Origin of the sequence: Escherichia sp. UTM R2 (genome assembly GCF_048593455.1) — a bacterium.
Lineage (GTDB): Bacteria > Pseudomonadota > Gammaproteobacteria > Enterobacterales > Enterobacteriaceae > Escherichia > Escherichia coli.
The window spans coordinates 4,115,776-4,141,922 of record NZ_JBFWDY010000002.1; the positions used below are offsets into that span (position 1 = coordinate 4,115,776).

Here is a 26,147-nt window from a genome sequence, read left to right on the forward strand (position 1 = left end):
TTGACCTGTACCGCAGTCGTTATATTAACGCGTTGCGGAAGTCGGCGTCTTCATGTAGCGGAAGAAATCGCTATCCGGGCTCATGACCATCACGTCCTGATTGCCAGAGAAGCTGTTCTCATAAGCACGCAGGCTACGGATGAATGCGTAGAAGTCCGGATCTTTACTGAATGCATCAGCAAACAGTTTGGCTGCTTCGGCATCGCCTTCACCACGCATGATACGGCCCTGACGCTCAGCTTCTGCCAGCGTTCTGGTCACTTCATAGTCGGCAGTCGCGCGCAGTTTTTCCGCTTCTTCCTGACCTTGTGAACGGTGACGACGCGCTACCGCTTCACGCTCGGCGCGCATACGGTTGTAGATCGCTTCAGACACTTCGGTAGGCAGGTTGATCTGCTTAATTCGCACATCGACAACTTCAATACCCAGCGCCGCCATACTGTTCGGGTTGATGACCGGAACTTTGCCCTTCGTCTCAGCCGTTACGCGCTCTGCCGCTTCGGCAATGGCGTTATCTGCCGCCGGGGTAGTAACTTCATCTTCTGTACCCGCAGAACCGGAGTTCAGCGCGTCACGTACTTCGAGGGTCAGACGACCACGGGAATCGGTGACGATGTCTTTCACGTCCAGGCGACCAATTTCAGAACGCAGACGGTCAGAGAACTTACGTTTCAACAGCACTTCCGCTTGCGAAATGTCGCCACCACCCGTTGCCAGGTAGTAACGGCTGAAATCGCTGATGCGCCATTTGATGTAAGAGTCGACGATCAGGTCTTTCTTCTCTTTGGTCACAAAGCGGTCGGCCTGGTTGTCCATGGTCTGAATACGTGCGTCGAGCATTTTCACCGTTTCAATGAACGGTATCTTGAAATGCAGACCCGGCTCATAAACCAGAGGTTTGTTGTCATCGTCACGCAGTACCTTACCAAAACGCAGCGTAATACCGCGCTCACCTTCTTTGACGACAAAGACAGACATGTAAAGCACTACCAGCACGATGATGATAATCGCGATAACTGACTTACGCATCGTTATTCCCCCTGACGCTGGTAGTCGTTACGCTGCGCGTTGGCGCGGCGTTGGTCCATAATATCGCCCTGACTGGTGGACGACGTGTTGCTTGCTCCACTGGTTGTGGAGGAAGAGGCTGGCGGCAGACGCAGCAGATTGCTGGCACCGTTATCGCTCTTCGCCGCAGGGGCGTTACCACCTTTCAGCATCTGGTCTAACGGCAGAACCATCAGGTTGCCACCTTTATCGTTAACCAGCACTTTGCGGGTGTTGCCCAACACTTTTTCCATCGTCTCGATATACAGACGCTCGCGAGTAATTTCCGGCGCGGCTTTATATTCCGGCAGAAGTTTAGCAAAGCGCGCCACTTCACCCTGGGCTTCCAGGATGGTCTGGGCCTTGTACGCACGCGCCTCTTCGAGGATACGTTGCGCCTGACCGTTCGCACGCGGCTGAACTTCGTTGGTATACGCTTCTGCTTCACGAATGTATTGCTGTTCGTTTTCACGCGCGGCAATCGCATCGTCAAACGCCGCTTTTACTTCTTCCGGCGGACGAGCAGCCTGGAAGTTGACGTCCAGCAGCGTGATACCCATGTCATACGGACGAATCGTCTCTTCCAGTTCGCGCTGAGTATCGCTACGAATCACGGTACGACCTTCCGTCAGAATGCGGTCCATGGTGTATTTACCGATAACTCCACGCAGGGCGCTGTCGGTAGCCTGACGCAGGCTGTCATCCGGGCTGGTCACGCTATACAGATATTTTTCCGGATTGGTGACGCGGTACTGCACGTTCATCTCAACGCGCACTACGTTCTCGTCCGACGTCAGCATCACACCAGAAGCGGCCAGTTCACGCACGGCTTCCACGTTCACCGGTTTGACTTCGTCGATAAACGTCGGTTTCCAGTTCAGACCCGGCTCAACCAGATGGCTGAATTTACCAAAGCGTGTTACCACGCCGCGTTCGGCTTCTTTAATGGTATAGAAACCACTGGCCGCCCAGATAATGACAATCGCTGCCGCTGCGATGGTAACGACACGACCGCCAAGCTGCGGGCGCGGGCCTTGCGATGAACTGCCACCGCCAGATCCGGTGCCTTTACCGCCGCCCAGACCACCGAGCTTTTTGCTCAGTTTGCGGAAGATATCATCTAAATCAGGTGGCCCTTGATCGCGACCGCCTTTGTTTCCATTTCCCTCAGAGTTGCCGCCAGGTTTGCTGCTTCCCCACGGGTCGCGGTCTTGTCCGTTATTACCGGGCTGATTCCACGCCATGTTTGTGCTCCATATTTGTTATGCGGTGATCCCTGTTGTCTTTCGACGCCAGAGGATATGACTCCACGCTTCAGACGCTACGCCGTTAGATCAGGTAATCGATCAACGCCGGTTCTTGTTTACAGAGGCGACGCCAGTCAACGATCGGCATACGAACTTGCAGACTTACGCTGCCGTCCTCCTCCATCCACTCTTTTTCTATTGCCTGAAGCTGATAAAAACGACTTCTCAGACGCCCTTCCTGCGGTGGCAGACGCAATGTATGCTGCGCCACCTCGCCGGAAAGCCGCTCCGTCAAAGCCTGAAAAAGCTGTGGTATCCCCGCTCCGGTCTGTGCGGAAAGCCAGACACGGATCGGTTTGTTCTCTTCGTCCCGATCAATACGCGGTTCGAAATCTTCCAGCATATCGATCTTGTTCATCACCAGCAGGGTTGGGATCTCGTGAGCGTCGATCTCTTCAAGAACCGTATTCACCGCTTCGATGTTTTCTTGTACACGCACATCCGCCGCATCAATGACGTGCAGCAGTAATGTGGCTTGCCGCGTCTCTTGTAACGTGGCTTTAAATGCCGCCACCAGATCGTGCGGCAGGTGGCGAATAAACCCTACGGTATCTGCAAGTACGGTTTCACCGACATCTGCAACGTCAATACGCCGCAACGTCGGGTCGAGGGTGGCAAACAACTGGTCTGCCGCGTAGACCCGCGCTTCGGTGATGCGATTGAAAAGGGTAGATTTACCGGCGTTGGTATATCCCACCAGCGAAACAGTAGGAACGTCGGCTTTGATACGCGATTGCCGCCCCTGCTCACGCTGCTTTTCAACTCTTTCCAGGCGCGACTGTATCTGCACGATGCGATTACGCAACAAACGACGGTCGGTTTCGAGCTGGGTTTCACCCGGACCACGCAAACCTATCCCGCCTTTCTGTCTTTCAAGGTGGGTCCAGCCACGCACCAGGCGCGTAGCCAGATGGCGCAGCTGCGCCAGCTCAACCTGCAACTTACCCTCATGGGTACGCGCACGTTGGGCGAAAATATCTAAAATAAGGCCGGTGCGGTCGATAACACGACACTCGCACAAACGCTCCAGGTTACGCTCTTGCGCCGGGCTCAGGGCATGGTCAAAAAGAACGACCGAAGCACCCGTCGCTTTGACAGCTTCCGCAATTTCAACTGCTTTACCTTCACCTACAAAATACTTTGGGTGCGGCGCTTTACGGCTACCGGTAATCACCTGCAATGCTTCGACACCGGCGGAAGAGACCAGAGATTCAAACTCCTGGAGGTCTTCCATATCTTTGTCTTGCGTAAAATAGATGTGTACCAGTACCGCCTGCTCACCAGCATCATAACGGTCAAACAAGCGTATAACCCTCTAAATAGATCAGCGGGGAACGCAGGATCGCTGGCTCCCCGTGTAAAAAAACAGCCCGAAACCTTATTCGGTTTCTTCGCTGTCCTGTTGCGCGGAAGTATTCTGCGCGCTGCTACCATGATGGTAGTTACTGCTGGTACCGCCACCGGCGTTGTTACTGTGATGAGAAACCGGGCGAGACGGGACAACAGTAGAAATCGCGTGCTTGTAAACCATCTGGCTGACCGTGTTTTTCAACAGGATCACGAACTGATCAAAAGACTCGATTTGCCCTTGCAGCTTAATACCATTCACCAAATAAATAGAAACTGGAACACGTTCCCGACGCAGTGCGTTCAGGAACGGATCTTGTAAAGATTGCCCCTTAGCCATTCTCTCTTTTCCTTATATGCTTATTTGTACTTTGAACCTTTCGATTCTGAAAAAATTGCGCACGATACGTCTCAATTGTACACATTCAGCCTGCGATAGCACCAACAACCTGTAATACTTCGTCACGCGCCTGTTCTGGTTTTTCACTGTCAAGCCAGTGAACCCCTTCCCAACCACGCAGCCAGGTTATCTGCCGCTTCGCCAACTGTCTCGTGGCGCAAACACCTCGATAAACCATTTCATCGTATGAGATTTCGCCTTCAAGGTAAGACCACATCTGGCGATAACCCACGCAACGAATGGAAGGCAAGTCCGTATGCAAATCTCCTCGGGCAAAAAGCGCCCGGACTTCTGCTTCAAAACCTGAAGCCAACATCTGATGAAAACGCTGCTCAATGCGTTGATGGAGCAGTTCACGGCTCGCCGGGGCGATGGCGAACTGATGCACCTGATACGGTAGAGCGTCTCCTGACGTTTGCGTCAGTTCCGTTAAAGTTTTACCCGAAATGAAAAAAACTTCCAGTGCCCGGGAAAGCCTTTGTGGATCATTTGGATGAATCCTTGCTGCCGCAACCGGATCTACCTCCTGAAGTTGACGATGCAATGACTCCCAACCTTGCTCTGCCGCCTGTTGCTCAATTCTGGCCCGTACTTCCGGGTCTGCCGACGGTAGCGGCGACAACCCTTCCAGCAATGCCTTGAAATACAACATCGTACCGCCCACTAACAGTGGGATCCGCCCCGCCGCGGTGATATCGGCCATTTCCGCCAGCGCATCGCGGCGAAAATCAGCAGCCGAGTAAGCCTGCGACGGATCGCGAATATCCAGCAATCGGTGCGGCGCGGCGAGTAACTCTTCAGCGTTCGGCTTCGCCGTCCCGATATCCATCCCTTTGTAAATAAGGGCAGAATCAACGCTTATCAACTCTACTGGTAAAATTTTACGCAGCTCAATGGCTAACGCCGTTTTACCGGAGGCCGTCGGCCCCATCAAAAAAATCGCCTTAGGCAGGCTCGCCTTACTGATATCACTCATCTTTCAGGGCTTTTATCGCCGGATGTAAATCAACAGATTGTAACAGACCACCCGGCGGCGTTTTCACAAGTTGCGGACATAACCGTTCCACGTCCGCCAGCAGGGTTATGGCCTGTGCCATTGACCACTGCGCATGTTCGCTCATCAGATTTCGTGCAATCCACTGCGCAATATTGCCAGGTTCGAATACGGACTGCTTCGCCAGGTAGCCTATCAGTTCAGGAATCAAGATTTGTAAATTTTGTTGGCGTAAGGGTAAAGGCACTGCCCTGATGGTCACATGCTGTGCATCTGACTGGAAATCAATACCCAATTCCGCCAGGGCAGACTGCGCTTTTTCTAATGCCGATTTTTCTTCGGCAGAAACTTTTAGCCGCAACGGAATCAGCAGCGGCTGGGCGCAAACGGGCGCTTCACCCGGCGTCAATTGTGCCTGACGCAGGCAACGTTCTGCCACTGGCAAGGATAAAAGTGAAATGTTGCCGTCGCGCTCCAGCAACGCACAGTCGGAATGGACGATAGTCAGTACCCGACCAAAACTCTGACTGTTCGCCGCAAGTGCAGGTTCCTGCGGTTCCGGCGCTTTTAATTTTTGCATCGGCGCGGGCGTTTGCAAAAGCTGGCGATACACTTCACCTTGCTGTTTCTGGTAGCCTGGCTGCGCATTCGGCCAGGGGGCAGCCGGACGACTGCCTGATGCTGGCGCAGGAGTGTAGCGCGGAGCTACCGGCTCACGAGCTGCCGGTTCTGCAAAGTGATTGCGCCCCGCCGCCACGCGGTTTTCCGGAATGGAACGCGGTGCAGGTTGGGGTTCATCGTCCAGCGGTAGCGGCGTTTCCAGTTGCTGTTGTAGCACGCTCAGCACGCCCTGATAGATAAAATCATGCACCAGACGCGACTGATGGAAACGCACTTCGTGTTTGGCGGGGTGCACGTTGACGTCCACCTGATGTGGGTCGATCTCCAGATACAACACAAATGCCGGTTGCTGATCGGCCCCCAGTTTGTCTTCGCAGGCCTGGCGGATCGCGTGATTGATCAGGCGATCGCGCATCATGCGACCGTTCACGTAGCAATACTGAATTTCTGCCAGTGCGGGCGTGGTGTGATTTGGATCGGCCACCCAGCCGCGTAGCGTGAGATCGCCGTGTTGCCATTCAATCGCCAGCGCTTGTTCAAGAAAAGCGGTGCCGCAAATCGCGCCTAAGCGCCGTTCTTTTTGCCCGCCTTCCGGCACTGCGCGGTACTGACGCACAATTTTACCGTTATGCGACAGGTTGATCGTGACGTCGAAACGCGCCAGCGCAATGCGGCGGATGATCTCATCAATGTGGTTAAATTCGGTTTTCTCGGTGCGCAGGAATTTGCGCCGCGCCGGGGTGTTGTAGAACAGATCCAGCACCTCCAGCGTCGTCCCCACAGGATGCGCCGCCGGTTTTACCGTCACGTTCATATCGCGCCCTTCGGCATAGGCCTGCCAGGCTTCCTGCTGTTCTGCGGTGCGTGAAGTGAGCGTCAGGCGGGAAACCGAACTGATACTCGCCAGCGCCTCACCGCGAAAGCCCAGGCTGATAATGGCTTCGAGATCGTCCAGAGAGGCGATTTTACTGGTGGCATGACGAGCCAGCGCCAGCGCCAGCTCATCTTTTTTGATACCGCAGCCGTTATCACGAATGCGGATAAGTTTCGCCCCACCGCGTTCGATATCAATATCGATACGCGTCGCACCTGCATCGAGGCTGTTTTCCACTAGTTCTTTGACTACCGACGCAGGTCGCTCGACCACCTCACCTGCGGCAATCTGGTTCGCCAGTTGTGGCGGTAAGACCTGAATTGGCATCAATCGTCCTTAGTTTGGCAGCGTGCGATCTGGCGTCGTCACCGTACTGGCAGTTTGTGCCGTTGCACCCTGCGGCGCAGATTGCATCGGATGCGCAAGGAAGTAATTGCGCAGGCCTTTGTAAATGGCTTCTGCCAGCTGTTGTTGGTAATCGTCGCTCGCCAGCAAACGTTCTTCGCTGTTGTTGCTGATAAAACCGGTTTCGACCAGTACTGATGGGATATCCGGCGAGCGCAGAACGCCAAGGCTGGCGTGTTCTGGTCGACGTTTATGTATTTCGCCAATGCGTTGCAACTGACTGATCATACTGGTCGCTACATCATACCCTACCCGCTGGGAATGACCGAACTGTAAATCCAGCACCGCCTGGCTTAAATAGGGGTCAGACTGACTGTTCGCCAGCACATCACCCGCCCCACCCAGCAGCTCCGACTGTTTCTCGTGCTGCTCCAGCCAGCTGGCCATTTCACTGTTGGCGCGACGGTTAGAGAGCACCCATACGGAAGCGCCAGTCGCACTGCGGTTCGGTGCGGCATCAGCGTGAATCGACACGAGGAAATTGGCGTTTTGCTTACGTGCCACATCACTGCGCCCCATCACCGAGATAAAGTAATCCCCGTCACGGGTTAAAACGCCTTTAAACATCGGATCGTCATTGAGCAAAGTACGCAATTTACGCGCGATGGCGATGGTGACATTTTTCTCCCGCGTACCACCGGGGCCGATAGCGCCAGGGTCCTGACCGCCGTGTCCGGCATCAATAGCGATGATAATTTTATCGCCAGTGTTAGCCGTCGCGCGCGCTGCCGGACGCGTTACCGTATTACTGCTGATAACACCCGTAGTGCGGTTACTTTCCGTTTTAAACGGATTGCGCGCCGGTTCGCTGACGCGCGGTGCGACAACCGCAGGCGTCTCAACGCGTTTCGCAACCACGGGCGGCGGAGGAGGCGGTGGCGGCACATCGGCGTTAATCGTAAAGACGACAGTGTAATTGCTGCCATTCTGCCGCTTCACCGCTTCGGTTTTACCGTTTTCGGTAAGATCGACCACCAGCCGTAGCGTTTGTGCATCTTTAGGCGTTCCAGAGCGAATCGCCTTCACCAGATTATTGCCGCTGAACAACAACGGCAGTCCCTGAATCACGCCCGTTTGTTTGATATCGAGCGCCACGGTGCGTTTGCTTTGATGGCTAAACGCATAATCAGGATCGCCAATAAAACTCAACGTTATCCGCGCCTGTTGATTACCGTTAGAAACCTGAATATCAGAGAGCGTCGCGGCACCCACCGGCGTGCACAGCAGCAGCAGCGTCGCTACCAACCAATTTCTGATGCGATACATCATCCCGCCACCTTTCAAAGGTTAACCGGCTAAACGCGCCAGCAACAATTCACCCGCAGAGGAAACCGCACTCACGCGCGCCTCACGGCCTTGTGCCTGATAATCAATGTGTATTTCGACATCCGGGTCAGGAAGAACACCTGTACCTTGTTGTGGCCACTCCACCAGGCAGATGGCATCGTTGGCAAAATAATCGCGGATCCCCATAAACTCCAGCTCCTCGGGATCGGCAAGGCGGTACAAATCAAAGTGATAGACCATTAAGTTGTCGAGCGTATAGGGTTCGACCAGCGTATAAGTGGGGCTTTTGACATTACCCTGATGACCCAGAGCCTGTAAAAAGCCCCGGCTAAAGGTGGTTTTACCTGCGCCTAAATCGCCATACAGATAGATTACGGTTGCGCCATCGCAGGCTTTCGCTACCCGCTCGCCCAGGTCTAATGTTGCCTGCTCATCAGGGAGCGGAATTACTCGATTCATCATGGTTTTTATCAGTCACTTCCGGGTTAACAATACGCTGTAGCGTGGAAAAGAGATCGGTTGCCAGCATCCCGCGCGTTCCAAAACGCGCCGCCAGTACGTCAGCTGCCGCACCGTGCGCGACACAGCCTGCACAGGCTGCATCATACGGCGACAGTTTTTGCCCAAGCAATGCGCCAATAATACCAGAGAGCACATCGCCCATGCCGCCGCTCGCCATGCCTGCATTTCCGGCATCAATAATGCCTAAAGCGTCAGGATGGGCGGCGACCACGGTTCCGGCACCTTTCAGCACCGCTACGCCGCCATAACGTTGTACCAGACGTTTGGCGCAATGTAAGCGGTCACTTTCAATTTCAGCGACGGAACAGCCTAACAACCGTGCGGCCTCGCCAGGATGCGGCGTGATCACGCGATTGTGACGCTTATCGGGATTGATTGCCAGCAGGTTCAATGCATCGGCATCCCACAACATCGGTTTGCGAAAATTCTCAACTTTTTGCAGTGCTTTTTTCCCCCACTCTTGCTGGCCCAGACCGGGACCAATCACCACCACATCGGCCCATTCCAGGCTTTCGGTAAGAGAGTCCATCGTCAGTTCATGCACCATCAATTCCGGTCGTGCAGTCAGCAGCGGCGCAATGTTTTCACTGCGGGTCAGTACTCGGACTAAACCAGCACCAGCACGCAGCGCCGCTTCCCCCGTCATACGAATAGCCCCCGCCGTGCCGTGATCGCCACCGATAATTACCAGCCGCCCGTGATCGCCTTTATGCGAAGTCGGGCGACGCGGTTTTAGCCAGTGAGAAAGTTGTTCTGCTGAAAACCGCTGAATTTTCGTCTCCTGACCTGCCAGCCAACTATCCAGCCCCAGTGAGTCAAAATGCAGTTGTCCGGTAACATCCCGCGCTTTTCCAGTGAGCAAGCCTGGTTTCAGCGCAATAAAAGTGATGGTGTGATCGGCGTTGATCACCGCGCCTGGCGTAGCGCCAGTTTCAGCCAGCAGGCCGGAAGGGATATCAACCGCCACAATCGGCGCAGGATGGGAATTAGCGTGGTCGATTAACTGGCTAATGGATTCGCGGGGCGCTTGCCGCAAACCGGTACCGAGCAGCGCATCAACAATCAGATCTACCGATTCGGGCCAGACAATATTCGAAGCATGGATCTCGCCACCCGCGTTTAACCATGCTTCGCGTGCCAGCGCGGCCTCTTCCGGCAACGGTTTGTCGCTCTCCTGGGCCAACAACGTGACCTCAATGCCGACCGCTTTGGCCAGTCGCGCGACCACGTAGCCATCGCCGCCGTTATTACCATGACCGCACAGCACCAGCCAGTGGCGGGCGTCAGGATACGCCGAACGACACACCTGGAATGCGGCCTCGCCAGCGCGAAGCATCAGCTCATAGAGTGTGAGCCCCAGCACATCTGCCGCCTCGCGTTCTCCGCGGCGGATATCGTCGGCGTACCAGACGGTGTGTGGTATACTTACGGGGTTTTTCTTCATTGTATGGTCCGTCATGTCAGAGCCCCTCGATCTCAATCAGTTAGCGCAAAAAATTAAACAGTGGGGGCTGGAACTGGGCTTTCAGCAGGTAGGTATTACCGATACCGATCTCAGCGAGTCCGAGCCCAAACTGCAAGCATGGCTGGACAAACAATACCACGGCGAAATGGACTGGATGGCACGTCACGGTATGCTGCGCGCTCGCCCTCATGAGTTATTGCCCGGTACGCTGCGCGTGATCAGCGTGCGGATGAATTACCTTCCTGCTAACGCCGCATTTGCCAGCACGCTGAAAAACCCCAAACTCGGCTATGTTAGCCGTTATGCGCTGGGCCGTGACTATCACAAACTTCTGCGCAACCGACTCAAAAAGCTGGGCGAGATGATTCAGCAACATTGTGTTTCGCTGAATTTTAGACCGTTTGTCGATTCTGCGCCTATTCTCGAGCGCCCGTTAGCTGAAAAAGCTGGGCTCGGCTGGACAGGTAAGCACTCACTTATCCTCAATCGCGAGGCCGGTTCGTTCTTCTTTTTAGGCGAATTGCTGGTCGATATTCCGCTGCCCGTGGATCAACCAGTCGAGGAAGGATGCGGCAAATGCGTGGCCTGTATGACGATTTGCCCGACCGGTGCCATCGTCGAGCCATATACCGTCGATGCTCGCCGCTGTATCTCTTATCTCACCATCGAACTTGAAGGGGCGATCCCGGAAGAGTTGCGACCGTTAACGGGAAACCGTATTTACGGTTGCGATGACTGCCAGCTTATCTGCCCGTGGAATCGCTATTCACAGCTCACCACAGAAGAGGATTTCAGCCCGCGTAAGCCGCTACACGCACCGGAACTCATTGAGTTATTCGCCTGGAGCGAAGAGAAGTTTTTAAAAGTCACGGAAGGATCGGCGATTCGTCGTATTGGTCACCTGCGTTGGCTGCGTAATATCGCCGTAGCATTAGGCAATGCCCCTTGGGATGAAACGATTTTGACAGCGCTGGAAAGTCGTAAAGGTGAGCACCCACTTCTCGATGAGCACATAGCGTGGGCGATTGCGCAGCAAATAGAGAGACGAAATGCGTGCATAGTCGAAGTGCAATTGCCGAAAAAACAGCGTCTGGTTCGGGTGATTGAAAAAGGGTTACCGCGTGACGCCTGATTCATCCACAGCTTGTGAATAAAAATAAAAACGCATTGCAATTCAAGACGAATAAAATCGTCAAGTGATCGACTCGACAAAACGGAATCTTAATTTTTAACTTATCTATCAATAGGTTAAAAAAATACTATTCACCGTGCGAAGTTTCTTTGAAATTAAGATTACAGCCTGAGGCTGTGGATAACTCTGTTTACAAGAGTTTGTCAGAGACAACAAAAACCAGCAATAACGCATCGCGTCGCTGTGGATATTTTATTGAGAGAAGAATTTGGAGCGGGAAACGAGACTCGAACTCGCGACCCCGACCTTGGCAAGGTCGTGCTCTACCAACTGAGCTATTCCCGCTTGGGTGGTCTGTGCCTTACAGCACTTTCAAATTTTGGAGCGGGAAACGAGACTCGAACTCGCGACCCCGACCTTGGCAAGGTCGTGCTCTACCAACTGAGCTATTCCCGCTTAATCTTCGTCTTTCGAACCGCTACTGCCTTGGCTGCCTTCACTCACCTTAGTCACTTACTTTTGTAAGCTCCCAAGGATTCGTTCAGTTGCCGCCTTGTCGCAATTCGAAATACTGCGATTGGGTGGTCTGCGCTTTTCAGCACTTTTCAAATTTTGGAGCGGGAAACGAGACTCGAACTCGCGACCCCGACCTTGGCAAGGTCGTGCTCTACCAACTGAGCTATTCCCGCGTACTACTTAATTTTGCTTTCGTAATTTTCGCATTTCTGCGTCGTTACGGGAGGCGCATTATACGAGAAATCTTTCCCTCTGCAACCCCCCAAAAAAGTTTTTTTTGCGTTTTTATCTCAAGTGCTGAAATTATCAGCAAGACGTTCAATTTAGCGTCAAAATCACGCCGCCGCAAGTGGATTCCGGCGCTTACGTGACCAGGAAAAATTTTACAGCTTGATAAAATGCTCGCGGTAGTAAGCCAGCTCCGCCACCGATTCACGGATATCATCCATCGCCTGATGCGTCCCCTGCTTGGTAAAACCATCCAGAATTTCCGGCTTCCAGCGGCGCGCCAGCTCTTTCAGGGTGCTGACATCGAGATAACGGTAGTGGAAGTAGGCTTCCAGCTCCGGCATGTATTTAAACAGGAAACGACGGTCCTGACCGATGCTGTTACCGCAAATCGGCGATTTTCCCGCAGGCACCCACTGTTTTAAAAATTCGAGCGTTGCCAGTTCAGCTTCCCGATCGCCCATCGTGCTCGCTTTCACGCGCTCTACCAGCCCGCTGGCGGTATGGGTGCGCACGTTCCAGTCATCCATCAGCGCCAGCTGTTCATCGGACTGGTGTACTGCAATGGTCGGCCCTTCTGCCAGAATATTCAGGTTGGCATCGGTCACCAGCGTGGCAATCTCAATAATGCGATCGCGCTCGGGATCCAGACCGGTCATCTCAAGATCGATCCAAATCAGGTTGTTTTCATTGGCACTCATGCTATTTTCCACCCATTCACAGTGACTATATTGATCCACAATTGCGTGTATCATAGATGTTTTGCCCATCAGGGGCGACCAGGAGTCTGTACGATTGAGTAAAAATAAACTCTCCAAAGGCCAGCAGCGCCGCGTGAACGCCAATCACCAGCGTCGTCTTAAAACGTCTAAGGAGAAGCCCGACTACGACGACAATCTGTTTGGCGAGCCTGATGAAGGTATCGTCATCAGCCGCTTTGGTATGCACGCTGATGTGGAATCCGCCGATGGCGACGTTCACCGCTGCAATATTCGCCGTACCATCCGTTCGCTGGTGACCGGCGACCGCGTAGTCTGGCGTCCGGGTAAACCGGCGGCGGAAGGCGTAAATGTCAAAGGGATCGTGGAAGCGGTGCATGAGCGCACCTCGGTGTTGACGCGTCCGGATTTCTACGACGGCGTGAAACCTATTGCCGCCAACATCGACCAGATTGTCATTGTCTCCGCCATTTTGCCGGAGCTGTCGCTCAATATTATCGACCGTTACCTGGTGGCCTGCGAAACCTTGCAGATTGAGCCGATTATTGTGCTCAACAAGATAGACCTGCTGGACGACGAAGGCATGGCGTTCGTCAACGAACAGATGGATATCTACCGCAATATCGGTTATCGCGTATTGATGGTTTCCAGCCATACTCAGGATGGGCTAAAACCGCTGGAAGAGGCGTTGACTGGGCGTATCAGCATTTTTGCCGGGCAGTCTGGCGTTGGTAAATCCAGCCTGCTGAACGCGTTGCTGGGGCTGCAAAAAGAGATCCTGACCAACGATGTCTCTGACAACTCGGGGCTTGGTCAGCACACCACGACCGCCGCTCGGCTGTATCACTTCCCGCACGGCGGTGATGTGATTGACTCCCCAGGTGTGCGTGAGTTCGGCCTCTGGCACCTGGAGCCGGAACAAATCACTCAGGGCTTTGTCGAATTCCATGACTATTTAGGTCTGTGTAAATATCGCGATTGCAAACACGATACCGATCCGGGCTGCGCTATCCGGGAAGCGGTTGAGGAAGGAAAAATCGCGGAAACCCGTTTCGAAAACTATCACCGTATTCTGGAAAGCATGGCGCAGGTAAAAACGCGTAAAAACTTTTCTGATACGGATGACTGACAATTAAGCTAACCGTCGTTAGAATCGTCCCCTTTTTTTCAGGATCCGGCATGTAGGCCGGATCAGGAACGACAAAACAATGGCCTGGAGGCTACCTTGTTAAATTCATTTAAACTTTCGCTACAGTACATTCTGCCGAAACTATGGCTTACTCGCCTGGCGGGTTGGGGCGCAAGCAAGCGGGCAGGATGGCTGACAAAACTGGTTATCGATCTGTTCGTTAAATACTACAAGGTCGACATGAAAGAGGCGCAAAAGCCGGACACCGCCAGCTACCGCACCTTTAACGAATTCTTTGTCCGTCCGCTGCGTGACGAAGTACGCCCAATCGATACCGATCCGAATGTCCTGGTCATGCCTGCCGATGGCGTTATCAGCCAGTTGGGTAAAATCGAAGAAGATAAAATCCTGCAAGCCAAAGGCCACAACTACAGCCTCGAAGCCCTGTTGGCAGGTAACTATCTGATGGCGGACCTGTTCCGCAACGGTACGTTTGTGACCACTTACCTCTCCCCGCGTGACTACCACCGCGTACACATGCCGTGCAACGGTATTCTTCGTGAGATGATCTACGTGCCGGGCGATCTCTTCTCCGTTAACCATCTCACCGCTCAGAACGTGCCGAATCTGTTTGCCCGTAACGAACGCGTGATCTGCCTGTTCGATACCGAATTTGGCCCAATGGCGCAGATTCTGGTCGGTGCGACGATTGTAGGCAGCATTGAGACTGTCTGGGCGGGCACCATTACGCCGCCGCGCGAAGGCATCATCAAGCGCTGGACCTGGCCTGCCGGGGAAAACGACGGTTCTGTGGCACTGCTGAAAGGCCAGGAAATGGGTCGCTTTAAACTCGGTTCCACCGTTATCAACCTGTTTGCACCGGGTAAAGTGAATCTGGTTGAGCAACTGGAAAGCCTGTCTGTCACGAAAATTGGCCAGCCGCTGGCAGTATCTACCGAAACCTTTGTTACGCCAGACGCTGAACCGGCCCCGCTTCCTGCTGAAGAGATCGAAGCAGAACACGACGCCAGCCCATTGGTTGACGACAAAAAAGACCAGGTCTAATCCATCAAAGGAAACGCTGACGTGCGCCTGATTATCACTTTTCTGATGGCCTGGTGCCTCAGTTGGGGGGCGTACGCCGCGACGGCCCCCGATAGCAAACAAATCACTCAGGAACTGGAGCAGGCAAAAGCGGCGAAACCCGCACAGCCGGAAGTCGTAGAGGCGCTCCAGTCTGCCTTAAATGCGCTTGAGGAACGAAAAGGTTCCCTTGAGCGCATCAAACAATATCAGCAAGTTATCGATAATTATCCGAAACTCTCCGCTACTCTGCGCGCACAATTAAACAACATGCGTGACGAGCCGCGCAGCGTGTCGCCGGGAATGTCTACCGACGCGCTGAATCAGGAAATTCTCCAGGTCAGCAGCCAGTTGCTGGATAAAAGCCGTCAGGCCCAGCAAGAGCAGGAGCGCGCCCGCGAGATTGCCGATTCGCTGAATCAACTGCCGCAACAGCAAACCGACGCCCGCCGTCAGTTAAATGAGATCGAGCGCCGCCTGGGAACGCTTACCGGCAATACTCCGCTCAATCAGGCACAAAATTTCGCGTTGCAGTCTGACTCCGCACGCCTGAAAGCGCTCGTTGATGAACTGGAACTGGCGCAGCTGTCTGCCAATAACCGTCAGGAATTAGCGCGCTTACGCTCAGAGCTGGCGGAAAAAGAGAGCCAGCAACTGGATGCGTATTTGCAGGCCTTACGTAATCAGTTGAACAGCCAACGTCAGCTTGAGGCGGAGCGGGCGCTGGAAAGTACCGAATTGCTGGCAGAAAACAGCGCCGATTTGCCGAAAGACATCGTCGCGCAATTCAAAATTAACCGCGAACTATCGGCGGCACTGAATCAACAGGCGCAGCGGATGGATCTCGTTGCCTCGCAACAGCGCCAGGCCACCAGCCAGACGTTACAGGTTCGGCAGGCGCTGAATACGCTGCGTGAACAGTCGCAATGGCTGGGATCGTCCAACCTGCTCGGCGAAGCGTTGCGGGCGCAGGTGGCACGGCTGCCGGAAATGCCGAAACCACAACAGCTTGATACCGAAATGGCGCAGTTGCGTGTGCAACGGTTACGTTATGAGGATCTGCTTAATAAACAGCCGCTGCTACGGCAAATTCATCAGGCCGACGGTCAGCCGCTGACCGCCGAGCAAAACCGTATTCTGGAAGCACAACTACGCACTCAGCGTGAGTTGCTGAACTCATTGTTGCAGGGTGGCGACACGCTACTATTGGAACTGACCAAGCTGAAAGTCTCCAACGGGCAACTGGAGGATGCGCTGAAAGAGGTGAACGAAGCAACGCACCGCTATCTGTTCTGGACCTCTGACGTGCGCCCGATGACCATCGCCTGGCCGCTGGAAATCGCCCAGGATCTGCGTCGTCTCATTTCGCTGGACACCTTCAGTCAGTTGGGCAAAGCCAGTGTGATGATGCTGACCAGCAAAGAGACAATTTTGCCGCTGTTTGGCGCGTTGATTCTGGTCGGTTGCAGTATTTACTCGCGCCGCTATTTCACCCGTTTTCTTGAACGTTCGGCGGCGAAAGTCGGCAAAGTGACTCAGGATCACTTCTGGCTGACGTTGCGCACTCTTTTCTGGTCGATTCTCGTCGCGTCACCGCTGCCGGTGCTGTGGATGACGCTGGGTTACGGCTTGCGCGAGGCGTGGCCTTATCCGCTGGCGGTCGCGATTGGCGATGGCGTAACGGCCACCGTGCCGCTGCTGTGGGTAGTGATGATTTGCGCCACCTTTGCCCGCCCGAACGGCTTGTTTATCGCTCATTTTGGCTGGCCGCGCGAACGTGTTTCCCGTGGGATGCGCTACTACCTGATGAGCATCGGGCTTATTGTGCCGCTGATTATGGCGCTGATGATGTTCGATAACCTCGACGACCGTGAATTCTCCGGTTCGCTGGGACGGCTTTGCTTTATCCTCATTTGCGGTGCGCTGGCGGTGGTCACCCTCAGCCTGAAAAAGGCCGGGATCCCACTGTATCTCAACAAAGAGGGCAGCGGCGACAACATTACCAACCATATGCTGTGGAACATGATGATTGGCGCGCCGTTGGTTGCCATTCTGGCGTCGGCTGTGGGTTATCTGGCAACGGCACAGGCGCTGTTAGCGAGGCTTGAAACCTCGGTTGCCATCTGGTTCCTGCTACTGGTGGTTTATCACGTTATCCGCCGCTGGATGCTGATCCAGCGCCGCAGGCTGGCGTTTGACCGGGCGAAGCATCGCCGGGCAGAGATGTTAGCGCAACGTGCGCGTGGCGAAGAGGAAGCGCATCATCACAGTAGCCCGGAAGGAGCAATTGAAGTCGATGAAAGCGAAGTCGATCTCGATGCCATCAGTGCGCAATCCTTGCGGCTGGTGCGCTCAATTTTGATGTTGATCGCCCTGCTTTCGGTCATTGTGCTGTGGTCAGAAATCCATTCCGCTTTCGGCTTCCTCGAAAATATTTCGCTGTGGGATGTCACCTCCACGGTACAGGGCGTAGAAAGTCTGGAGCCAATTACCCTCGGTGCGGTGCTGATTGCCATTCTGGTATTTATCATCACCACGCAGCTGGTGCGCAACCTGCCCGCGCTGCTGGAACTGGCGATTTTGCAGCACCTGGATTTAACGCCGGGTACGGGTTACGCCATCACCACCATCACAAAATATCTGCTGATGCTGATTGGCGGGCTGGTCGGCTTCTCAATGATTGGTATTGAGTGGTCGAAATTGCAGTGGCTGGTTGCCGCGCTCGGTGTTGGTCTCGGTTTTGGTTTGCAGGAAATTTTCGCCAACTTTATCTCTGGCCTGATCATCCTGTTCGAAAAACCGATTCGCATTGGCGATACGGTAACGATCCGCGATCTTACTGGTAGCGTGACAAAAATTAACACCCGCGCCACCACCATCAGCGACTGGGACCGTAAAGAGATAATCGTGCCGAACAAGGCGTTTATTACCGAGCAGTTTATCAACTGGTCGCTCTCTGACTCGGTCACGCGCGTAGTGTTGACGATTCCGGCCCCTGCTGATGCCAACAGTGAAGAAGTGACGGAAATCCTGCTCACCGCAGCGCGTCGCTGCTCGCTGGTGATCGACAACCCGGCACCGGAAGTCTTCCTGGTGGATCTGCAACAAGGGATTCAGATTTTCGAGCTGCGTATTTATGCCGCTGAGATGGGTCACCGTATGCCGCTACGCCATGAGATCCACCAGCTGATTCTGGCTGGCTTCCATGCCCACGGTATCGATATGCCATTCCCGCCCTTCCAGATGCGTCTGGAAAGCCTCAACGGTAAACAAACGGGGAGAACGCTGACGTCTGCGGGCAAAGGTCGTCAGGCGGGAAGTTTGTAATGCATGAAGCTGCCAAATGATGTCAACGTGGCTCATTTAGCAGCTTAACATCATCTTCAGTTATCACCGGCCCTGAGAGTATCATCCATACGCATTACTTCCTGACAACTCATCGCCGGAGAGACGATGAGTTGCAGGATTTCATATGATCAGTCGAGAGCTAACTCAGGTTTATTCGCCATGCGACTGCAATAGTTCTGGTAAATCGCCATCGCTAACAGCGAGAAGAAGACAGGGCCGCCAATCATCCACAATGTGCTGTCCCAGTCTCCGGCTTCAACCACAGGCTGAATAATGGTGAAGACGTTCGCAAATGTCACCACCAGTACGACAACCACCGTCGCAATCATTGCCGACATACGCGTTTTGAAAATCACAAATGGTCTGTCGAGATCCTGACGTGCTTTAAAGAATGGGAAAGCCAGCGCGAGGAACAGGTAAGGAAGCGTCATAGACACGTTCGCCATCAGCGTCAGCTTGTTAAAGAACGCCGATGCGGTACCGCCACCAAACGAAACCAGCAGGATGAAGACAGTAACCAACCCGCACTGCATCCACATGGCGATAGACGGCATCCCCATCGCATTCAGGCGCGTCATCGGTTCCGGCCACAACGCTTTCGGCGTCCCCTGGATGATGGCTTTCAGCGGTGAATAGCAAAGCGTAAAGAACGCACCGGTATAGGCGAGGAACATCGAAAGTCCGGTAATACGCGCAAACCATACGCCCAGCGACAATGACGCTTCAGGTGACAAATGCAGTGCGTTACCCAGCGTCACCCCGAGGCTCTTCATCAGCACATAGGTAATATTGCCGAGGTTAACGGAACCATTACTTAATACCTGCTGCCAGTTTGTGCTGACGCCCCATAAAAATATTGCCAGCGAATAACCGATTGAAATAACAATAGCGGCAAAAACAATACCTTTGGCAAAGTTCTTTTCTGGATTTTCCGTTTTATCGACCAGACCACCAACCGCTTCAATTCCGCCATAGGCAAAAATGGCAAATACCACAAACGATAGCATTGCCAGACCGGACTGATAACCCGGGTTCGGTGATGCAAGGAAATTAATATCCTGCGCGAAATGCCCACCATTTAATAACAAAATAGTAATGCTTACTAACAGCAATACTAAATTCAGACACATTACTGCAATACCGCCCACCGCAGTAATGCGGGCAATTTTATTAATCCCCTTAGAAGCAACGACGGTGACCAGAATCATCCATGCCACTGCCAGCAGACCAACCACCTGCGTAGGCTCCAGTCCGGCAATACGCCAGTGCTGGGTCATGTCGCTACCATAGAGGAATGTTGAGAACGGTACCCAAACTTTCGCGGAGGTACTCACCATCCAGATGATATAAGAGGAAAACCACATAAACGTACCAATGAAGGCAAAACGTGGTCCGACACTATTATTCATCCAGGAATAGATACCGCCTTCTTCTTTGCGATAAGCAGCTCCCATTTCAGCCATCATTAAGGCGAATGGAATAAAGAATAACAATGCAGAAAATATATAAAAGGGAATCGCACTATAACCCATTAAGTAATAAGCCGATGGGCTATTGGCAAATCCAAATACGGAAGTAAAGATCATCAATATGAGTCCTATCAGACTCATCTTTTTTATCGTGTGAGGCATGAAACCATCCTTCATTTCAGCGCGTGTATAACACGTGCCCACTGAACTGCACTGCGCAACATTGAGCAGGCAGCGTAAAAACCAATACAGAATTGATACCTGGATGATATCAAATATCCAGTCTTAAATTGTGGCCTTTAACGGAAAAATGAAAACATATGCTACAGAATGGCGCTTATCACGCCATTCTTCGCTGTTAATTCAGTAATTTTTCAGAATTATGCCCGGTCAACGCTAAAGGCGATGACTTCAGCCAGTGTCTCCGCGCCCAGCGCCAACATCACCAGACGATCAACACCTAATGCCACGCCGGAACAGTCAGGCATACCGACTTTCAAGGCTTCAATCAGATTCTGGTCAATGGGGTGCTGCGGCAAACCGCGCGCCGCGCGCTTACGGTTATCTTGTTCAAAGCGTTGTTGCTGCTCACGGGCATCCGTCAATTCATGGAAACCATTCGCCAGCTCAATACCTTTATAATAAACCTCAAAGCGTTCAGCGACCCGATGATCTTCGGTACTGATTTGCGCCAGTGATGCCTGGCTGGCTGGAAAGTGGTACACAAAGGTCGGTTTTTCTTTGCCAATATTTGGCTCTACGCCAAAGGTAAACAGCAATTGTAGCAGCGTGTCGCGGTCTTCTTCGGTATCAGCAACATTGCTCAAATCCAGTTTCGCTGCGACTTCCCGCAGTTGCGTTTTGTCGGCAGAGAGCGGGTCAATTTCCAGATAACGCAAGAAAGCTTGTTGATAAGAAAGGCTTTCTGCTGCCGGGCAGTCCAGCACCTGTTGTAAGAGATCGTCCACCTCGTTCATCAACCGGTACATATCATAGTGCGGTCGATACCACTCCAGCATAGTGAACTCAGGGTTGTGATAACGCCCCATCTCTTCATTACGGAAGCTGCGGCACAGCTGGAATACAGGCCCACAACCGGCAACCAGCAGGCGTTTCATATGGTATTCCGGGCTGGTCATTAACCAGAGATTCATCCCCTGCGAATGCCCGGGGCCAACGAAACGTGTCTCAAACGGGACCAAATGAATATCGGTTACCGTCGCCTGGCTCATACAAGGCGTCTCCACCTCCAGCACTCCACGATCGGCAAAGAAACGACGGATCTCCGCCATAATCGCCGCGCGTTTTAATAAGTTAGGAATGGATGCGCTCGGCTGCCAGGATGCCGTTTCGCTCATAGTTAAATCTCCAGTTTTTGACAAGGGCACGAAGTCTACTCGCAACGCGACGGCGAGACAAATTTTACGCAGGAATCAAACAGCGGTGGGCAGTGACTAAAAAAAGCACGATCTGATGGTTTAGTAATTAAATTAATCATCTTCAGTGATAATTTAGCCCTCTTGCGCACTAAAAAAATCGATCTCGTCAAATTTCAGACTTATCCATCAGACTATACTGTTGTACCTATAAAGGAGCAGTGGAATAGCGTTCGCAGACCGTAACTTTCAGGTACTTACCCTGAAGTACGTGGCTGTGGGATAAAAACAATCTGGAGGAATGTCGTGCAAACCTTTCAAGCCGATCTTGCCATTGTAGGCGCCGGTGGCGCGGGATTACGTGCTGCAATTGCTGCCGCGCAGGCAAATCCGAATGCAAAAATCGCACTAATCTCAAAAGTATACCCGATGCGTAGCCATACCGTTGCTGCAGAAGGGGGCTCCGCCGCTGTCGCGCAGGATCATGACAGCTTCGAATATCACTTTCACGATACAGTAGCGGGTGGCGACTGGTTGTGTGAGCAGGATGTCGTGGATTATTTCGTCCACCACTGCCCAACCGAAATGACCCAACTGGAACTGTGGGGATGCCCATGGAGCCGTCGCCCGGATGGTAGCGTCAACGTACGTCGCTTCGGCGGCATGAAAATCGAGCGCACCTGGTTCGCCGCCGATAAGACCGGCTTCCATATGCTGCACACGCTGTTCCAGACCTCTCTGCAATTCCCGCAGATCCAGCGTTTTGACGAACATTTCGTGCTGGATATTCTGGTTGATGATGGTCATGTTCGCGGCCTGGTAGCAATGAACATGATGGAAGGCACGCTGGTGCAGATCCGTGCTAACGCGGTCGTTATGGCTACTGGCGGTGCGGGTCGCGTTTATCGTTACAACACCAACGGCGGCATCGTTACCGGTGACGGTATGGGTATGGCGCTAAGCCACGGCGTTCCGCTGCGTGACATGGAATTCGTTCAGTATCACCCAACCGGTCTGCCAGGTTCCGGTATCCTGATGACCGAAGGCTGCCGCGGTGAAGGCGGTATTCTGGTCAACAAAAATGGCTACCGTTATCTGCAAGATTACGGCATGGGCCCGGAAACTCCGCTGGGCGAGCCGAAAAACAAATATATGGAACTGGGTCCACGCGACAAAGTTTCTCAGGCCTTCTGGCACGAATGGCGTAAAGGCAACACCATCTCCACGCCGCGTGGCGATGTGGTTTATCTCGACCTGCGTCACCTCGGCGAGAAAAAACTGCATGAACGTCTGCCGTTCATCTGCGAACTGGCGAAAGCGTACGTTGGCGTCGATCCGGTTAAAGAACCGATTCCGGTACGTCCGACCGCACACTACACCATGGGCGGTATCGAAACCGATCAGAACTGTGAAACCCGCATTAAAGGTCTGTTCGCCGTGGGTGAATGTTCCTCTGTTGGTCTGCACGGTGCAAACCGTCTGGGCTCCAACTCCCTGGCGGAACTGGTGGTCTTCGGCCGTCTGGCCGGTGAACAAGCGACAGAGCGTGCAGCAACTGCCGGTAATGGCAACGAAGCGGCAATTGAAGCGCAGGCAGCTGGCGTTGAACAACGTCTGAAAGATCTGGTTAACCAGGATGGCGGCGAAAACTGGGCGAAGATCCGCGACGAAATGGGCCTGGCAATGGAAGAAGGCTGCGGTATCTACCGTACGCCGGAACTGATGCAGAAAACCATCGACAAGCTGGCTGAGCTGCAGGAACGCTTCAAGCGCGTGCGCATCACCGACACTTCCAGCGTGTTCAACACCGACCTGCTCTACACCATTGAACTGGGCCACGGTCTGAACGTTGCTGAATGTATGGCGCACTCCGCAATGGCACGTAAAGAGTCCCGCGGCGCACACCAGCGTCTGGACGAAGGTTGCACCGAGCGTGACGACGTCAACTTCCTCAAACACACCCTCGCCTTCCGCGATGCTGATGGCACGACTCGCCTGGAGTACAGCGACGTGAAGATTACTACGCTGCCGCCAGCTAAACGCGTTTACGGTGGCGAAGCGGATGCAGCCGATAAGGCGGAAGCAGCCAATAAGAAGGAGAAGGCGAATGGCTGAGATGAAAAACCTGAAAATTGAGGTGGTGCGCTATAACCCGGAAGTCGATACCGCACCGCATAGCGCATTCTATGAAGTGCCTTATGACGCAACTACCTCATTACTGGATGCGCTGGGCTACATCAAAGACAATCTGGCACCGGACCTGAGCTACCGCTGGTCCTGCCGTATGGCGATTTGTGGTTCCTGCGGCATGATGGTTAACAACGTGCCAAAACTGGCATGTAAAACCTTCCTGCGTGATTACACCGACGGTATGAAGGTTGAAGCGTTAGCTAACTTCCCGATTGAACGCGATCTGGTGGTCGATATGACCCACTTCATCGAAAGTCTGGAAGCGATCAAACCGTACATCATCGGCAACTCCCGCACCGCGGATCAGGGTACTAACATCCAGACCCCGGCGCAGATGGCGAAGTATCACCAGTTCTCCGGTTGCATCAACTGTGGTCTGTGCTACGCCGCGTGCCCGCAGTTTGGCCTGAACCCAGAGTTCATCGGTCCGGCTGCCATTACGCTGGCGCATCGTTATAACGAAGATAGCCGCGACCACGGTAAGAAGGAGCGTATGGCGCAGTTGAACAGCCAGAACGGCGTATGGAGCTGTACTTTCGTGGGCTATTGCTCCGAAGTCTGCCCGAAACACGTCGATCCGGCTGCGGCCATTCAGCAGGGCAAAGTAGAAAGTTCGAAAGACTTTCTTATCGCGACCCTGAAACCACGCTAAGGAGTGCAACATGACGACTAAACGTAAACCGTATGTACGGCCAATGACGTCCACCTGGTGGAAAAAATTGCCGTTTTATCGCTTTTACATGCTGCGCGAAGGCACGGCGGTTCCGGCTGTGTGGTTCAGCATTGAACTGATTTTCGGGCTGTTTGCCCTGAAAAATGGCCCGGAAGCCTGGGCGGGATTCGTCGACTTTTTACAAAACCCGGTTATTGTGATCATTAACCTGATCACTCTGGCGGCAGCTCTGCTGCACACCAAAACCTGGTTTGAACTGGCACCGAAAGCGGCCAATATCATTGTAAAAGACGAAAAAATGGGTCCAGAGCCAATTATCAAAAGTCTCTGGGCGGTAACTGTGGTTGCCACCCTCGTAATCCTGTTTGTTGCCCTGTACTGGTAAGGAGCCTGAGATGATCAATCCAAATCCAAAGCGTTCTGACGAACCGGTATTCTGGGGCCTCTTCGGGGCCGGTGGTATGTGGAGCGCAATTATTGCGCCGGTGATGATCCTGCTGGTGGGTATTCTGCTGCCGCTGGGGCTGTTTCCGGGTGATGCACTGAGCTACGAGCGCGTTCTGGCGTTCGCGCAGAGCTTCATTGGTCGCGTATTCCTGTTCCTGATGATCGTTCTGCCGCTGTGGTGTGGTTTACACCGTATGCACCACGCGATGCACGATCTGAAAATCCACGTACCTGCGGGCAAATGGGTTTTCTACGGTCTGGCTGCTATCCTGACAGTTGTCACGCTGATTGGTGTCGTTACAATCTAACGCATCGCCAATGTAAATCCGGCCCGCCTATGGCGGGCCGTTTTGTATGGAAACCAGACCCTATGTTCAAAACGACGCTCTGCGCCTTATTAATTACCGCCTCTTGCTCCACATTTGCTGCCCCCCAAAAAATCAACGATATTGTGCATCGCACAATTACCCCGCTTATAGAGCAACAAAAGATCCCCGGTATGGCGGTGGCGGTAATTTATCAGGGTAAACCTTATTACTTTACCTGGGGCTATGCGGACATCGCCAAAAAGCAGCCCGTCACACAGCAAACGTTGTTTGAGTTAGGTTCGGTCAGCAAAACATTTACGGGCGTGCTTGGTGGCGACGCTATTGCTCGAGGGGAAATCAAGTTAAGCGATCCCGCAACAAAATACTGGCCTGAACTTACCGCTAAACAGTGGAATGGGATCACACTATTACATCTCGCAACCTACACTGCTGGCGGCCTGCCATTGCAGGTGCCGGATGAAGTGAAATCCTCAAGCGACTTGCTGCGCTTCTATCAAAACTGGCAGCCTGCATGGGCTCCAGGAACACAACGTCTGTATGCCAACTCCAGTATCGGTTTGTTCGGCGCACTGGCTGTGAAGCCGTCTGGTTTGAGTTTTGAGCAGGCGATGCAAACTCGTGTCTTCCAGCCACTCAAACTCAACCATACATGGATTAATGTACCGCCCGCAGAAGAAAAGAATTACGCCTGGGGATATCGCGAAGGTAAGGCAGTGCATGTTTCGCCAGGGGCGTTAGATGCTGAAGCTTATGGTGTGAAGTCGACCATTGAAGATATGGCCCGCTGGGTGCAAATCAATTTAAAACCCCTTGATATCAATGAGAAAACGCTTCAACAAGGGATACAAGTGGCACAATCTCGCTACTGGCAAACCGGCGATATGTATCAGGGTCTGGGCTGGGAAATGCTGGACTGGCCGGTAAATCCTGACATCATCGTTAACGGCAGTGACAATAAAATTGCACTGGCAGCACGCCCCGTAAAAGCGATTACGCCCCCAACTCCTGCAGTACGCGCATCATGGGTACATAAAACAGGGGCGACCGGCGGATTTGGTAGCTATGTCGCGTTTATTCCAGAAAAAGAGCTGGGTATCGTGATGCTGGCTAACAAAAACTATCCCAATCCAGCGAGAGTCGCCGCCGCCTGGCAGATTCTCAACGCTCTGCAGTAAAATTTCATCGGGTCCGAATTTTCGGACCTTTTCTGCGCTTTTCCTTGCTGTCATCTACACTTAG

The 26,147-nt window shown here is 53.3% G+C and carries 22 protein-coding genes and 3 tRNA genes; 9 read left to right on the plus strand and 16 right to left on the minus strand.

Annotated elements, in window-relative coordinates; translation table 11 throughout:
- Positions 1–24: 24 nt before the first annotated feature.
- The 9 genes from hflC to nnr form a co-directional block, all read right to left on the minus strand.
- On the minus strand, positions 25–1,029 hold the full coding sequence (hflC, locus tag AB4H76_RS20740) for a protease modulator HflC (protein ID WP_001232412.1): 1,005 nt from the start codon (positions 1,027–1,029) through the stop codon (positions 25–27).
- Positions 1,030–1,031: 2 nt separating this feature from the next.
- Positions 1,032–2,291 (minus strand): FtsH protease activity modulator HflK, encoded by a 1,260-nt coding sequence (gene hflK / locus AB4H76_RS20745; protein WP_000312488.1) that lies wholly within the window; start codon positions 2,289–2,291, stop codon positions 1,032–1,034.
- Between the two features lie 85 nt (positions 2,292–2,376).
- On the minus strand, positions 2,377–3,657 hold the full coding sequence (gene hflX, locus AB4H76_RS20750) for a ribosome rescue GTPase HflX (RefSeq protein ID WP_000460360.1): 1,281 nt from the start codon (positions 3,655–3,657) through the stop codon (positions 2,377–2,379).
- 75 nt (positions 3,658–3,732) lie between these two features.
- A complete protein-coding gene (gene hfq / locus AB4H76_RS20755) occupies positions 3,733–4,041 on the minus strand; it encodes an RNA chaperone Hfq (protein WP_001051883.1) in 309 nt (102 codons plus the stop codon).
- 85 nt (positions 4,042–4,126) lie between these two features.
- A complete protein-coding gene (miaA, locus tag AB4H76_RS20760; RefSeq protein WP_001280345.1) occupies positions 4,127–5,077 on the minus strand; it encodes a tRNA (adenosine(37)-N6)-dimethylallyltransferase MiaA in 951 nt (316 codons plus the stop codon).
- Positions 5,070–6,917, minus strand: a complete 1,848-nt coding sequence (gene mutL, locus AB4H76_RS20765) for a DNA mismatch repair endonuclease MutL (protein ID WP_085452760.1) — start codon at positions 6,915–6,917, stop codon at positions 5,070–5,072. Before mutL ends, miaA begins: the two co-directional genes overlap by 8 nt.
- Before the next feature lie 9 nt (positions 6,918–6,926).
- Positions 6,927–8,264, minus strand: a complete 1,338-nt coding sequence (gene amiB, locus AB4H76_RS20770; RefSeq protein ID WP_000990333.1) for an N-acetylmuramoyl-L-alanine amidase AmiB — start codon at positions 8,262–8,264, stop codon at positions 6,927–6,929.
- An 18-nt stretch (positions 8,265–8,282) separates the two neighbouring features.
- The gene (gene tsaE, locus AB4H76_RS20775; protein WP_000981977.1) at positions 8,283–8,744 is read right to left on the minus strand and encodes a tRNA (adenosine(37)-N6)-threonylcarbamoyltransferase complex ATPase subunit type 1 TsaE; all 462 of its coding nucleotides are present in this window, start codon (positions 8,742–8,744) and stop codon (positions 8,283–8,285) included.
- Positions 8,716–10,263 (minus strand): bifunctional ADP-dependent NAD(P)H-hydrate dehydratase/NAD(P)H-hydrate epimerase, encoded by a 1,548-nt coding sequence (gene nnr, locus AB4H76_RS20780; RefSeq protein ID WP_001295189.1) that lies wholly within the window; start codon positions 10,261–10,263, stop codon positions 8,716–8,718. Before nnr ends, tsaE begins: the two co-directional genes overlap by 29 nt.
- On the opposite strand from nnr, the gene queG reads away from it, so the two are divergent.
- Positions 10,262–11,401, plus strand: coding sequence for a tRNA epoxyqueuosine(34) reductase QueG (gene queG / locus AB4H76_RS20785; protein ID WP_077492113.1), 1,140 nt, complete (start codon positions 10,262–10,264; stop codon positions 11,399–11,401). The two genes, nnr and queG, sit on opposite strands and share 2 nt — an antisense overlap.
- Here the strand turns inward: queG and AB4H76_RS20790 are convergent.
- The 5 genes from AB4H76_RS20790 to orn form a co-directional block, all read right to left on the minus strand.
- Positions 11,384–11,437 carry a hypothetical protein gene (locus AB4H76_RS20790; protein WP_010723271.1) on the minus strand — a complete coding sequence of 18 codons (54 nt, stop codon included), beginning with the start codon at positions 11,435–11,437 and terminating at the stop codon, positions 11,384–11,386. The genes queG and AB4H76_RS20790 overlap by 18 nt on opposite strands.
- A 233-nt stretch (positions 11,438–11,670) precedes the next feature.
- Positions 11,671–11,746, minus strand: a tRNA-Gly gene (locus tag AB4H76_RS20795).
- Between the two features lie 35 nt (positions 11,747–11,781).
- A tRNA-Gly gene (locus AB4H76_RS20800) sits at positions 11,782–11,857 on the minus strand.
- Positions 11,858–12,014: 157 nt separating this feature from the next.
- Positions 12,015–12,090, minus strand: a tRNA-Gly gene (locus tag AB4H76_RS20805).
- A gap of 210 nt (positions 12,091–12,300) precedes the next feature.
- On the minus strand, positions 12,301–12,846 hold the full coding sequence (orn, locus tag AB4H76_RS20810; protein WP_001295188.1) for an oligoribonuclease: 546 nt from the start codon (positions 12,844–12,846) through the stop codon (positions 12,301–12,303).
- A gap of 94 nt (positions 12,847–12,940) precedes the next feature.
- Between orn and rsgA the strand changes: the two genes are divergently transcribed.
- The 3 genes from rsgA (at position 12,941) to mscM (ending at position 18,403) form a co-directional block, all read left to right on the plus strand.
- Complete coding sequence (gene rsgA, locus AB4H76_RS20815) at positions 12,941–13,993, plus strand: small ribosomal subunit biogenesis GTPase RsgA (protein ID WP_000041970.1); 1,053 nt, start codon at positions 12,941–12,943, stop codon at positions 13,991–13,993.
- Positions 13,994–14,089: 96 nt separating this feature from the next.
- Positions 14,090–15,058 (plus strand): archaetidylserine decarboxylase, encoded by a 969-nt coding sequence (asd, locus tag AB4H76_RS20820; RefSeq protein WP_000934920.1) that lies wholly within the window; start codon positions 14,090–14,092, stop codon positions 15,056–15,058.
- Between the two features lie 21 nt (positions 15,059–15,079).
- On the plus strand, positions 15,080–18,403 hold the full coding sequence (gene mscM, locus AB4H76_RS20825; protein WP_001236850.1) for a miniconductance mechanosensitive channel MscM: 3,324 nt from the start codon (positions 15,080–15,082) through the stop codon (positions 18,401–18,403).
- Positions 18,404–18,552: 149 nt separating this feature from the next.
- Here mscM and yjeM read toward each other — a convergent pair whose 3' ends face one another.
- Positions 18,553–20,055 (minus strand): glutamate/gamma-aminobutyrate family transporter YjeM, encoded by a 1,503-nt coding sequence (yjeM, locus tag AB4H76_RS20830; protein WP_001300174.1) that lies wholly within the window; start codon positions 20,053–20,055, stop codon positions 18,553–18,555.
- 218 nt (positions 20,056–20,273) lie between these two features.
- Positions 20,274–21,251, minus strand: a complete 978-nt coding sequence (gene epmA, locus AB4H76_RS20835; RefSeq protein WP_000004771.1) for an elongation factor P--(R)-beta-lysine ligase — start codon at positions 21,249–21,251, stop codon at positions 20,274–20,276.
- A gap of 324 nt (positions 21,252–21,575) precedes the next feature.
- On the opposite strand from epmA, the gene frdA reads away from it, so the two are divergent.
- From frdA to AB4H76_RS20860, 5 genes are all read left to right on the plus strand, one after another.
- Positions 21,576–23,384 carry a fumarate reductase (quinol) flavoprotein subunit gene (gene frdA / locus AB4H76_RS20840; RefSeq protein WP_001192973.1) on the plus strand — a complete coding sequence of 603 codons (1,809 nt, stop codon included), beginning with the start codon at positions 21,576–21,578 and terminating at the stop codon, positions 23,382–23,384.
- Positions 23,377–24,111: a fumarate reductase iron-sulfur protein gene (gene frdB / locus AB4H76_RS20845; RefSeq protein ID WP_000829498.1), complete on the plus strand. Its 735-nt coding sequence runs from the start codon at positions 23,377–23,379 to the stop codon at positions 24,109–24,111. Before frdA ends, frdB begins: the two co-directional genes overlap by 8 nt.
- 10 nt (positions 24,112–24,121) lie before the next feature.
- Positions 24,122–24,517 (plus strand): fumarate reductase subunit FrdC, encoded by a 396-nt coding sequence (gene frdC / locus AB4H76_RS20850; RefSeq protein ID WP_001565385.1) that lies wholly within the window; start codon positions 24,122–24,124, stop codon positions 24,515–24,517.
- A gap of 10 nt (positions 24,518–24,527) precedes the next feature.
- Positions 24,528–24,887, plus strand: coding sequence for a fumarate reductase subunit FrdD (gene frdD / locus AB4H76_RS20855; RefSeq protein WP_000609663.1), 360 nt, complete (start codon positions 24,528–24,530; stop codon positions 24,885–24,887).
- A gap of 62 nt (positions 24,888–24,949) precedes the next feature.
- Positions 24,950–26,083, plus strand: a complete 1,134-nt coding sequence (locus AB4H76_RS20860) for a BlaEC family class C beta-lactamase (RefSeq protein ID WP_001460207.1) — start codon at positions 24,950–24,952, stop codon at positions 26,081–26,083.
- Positions 26,084–26,147 lie beyond the last annotated feature (64 nt).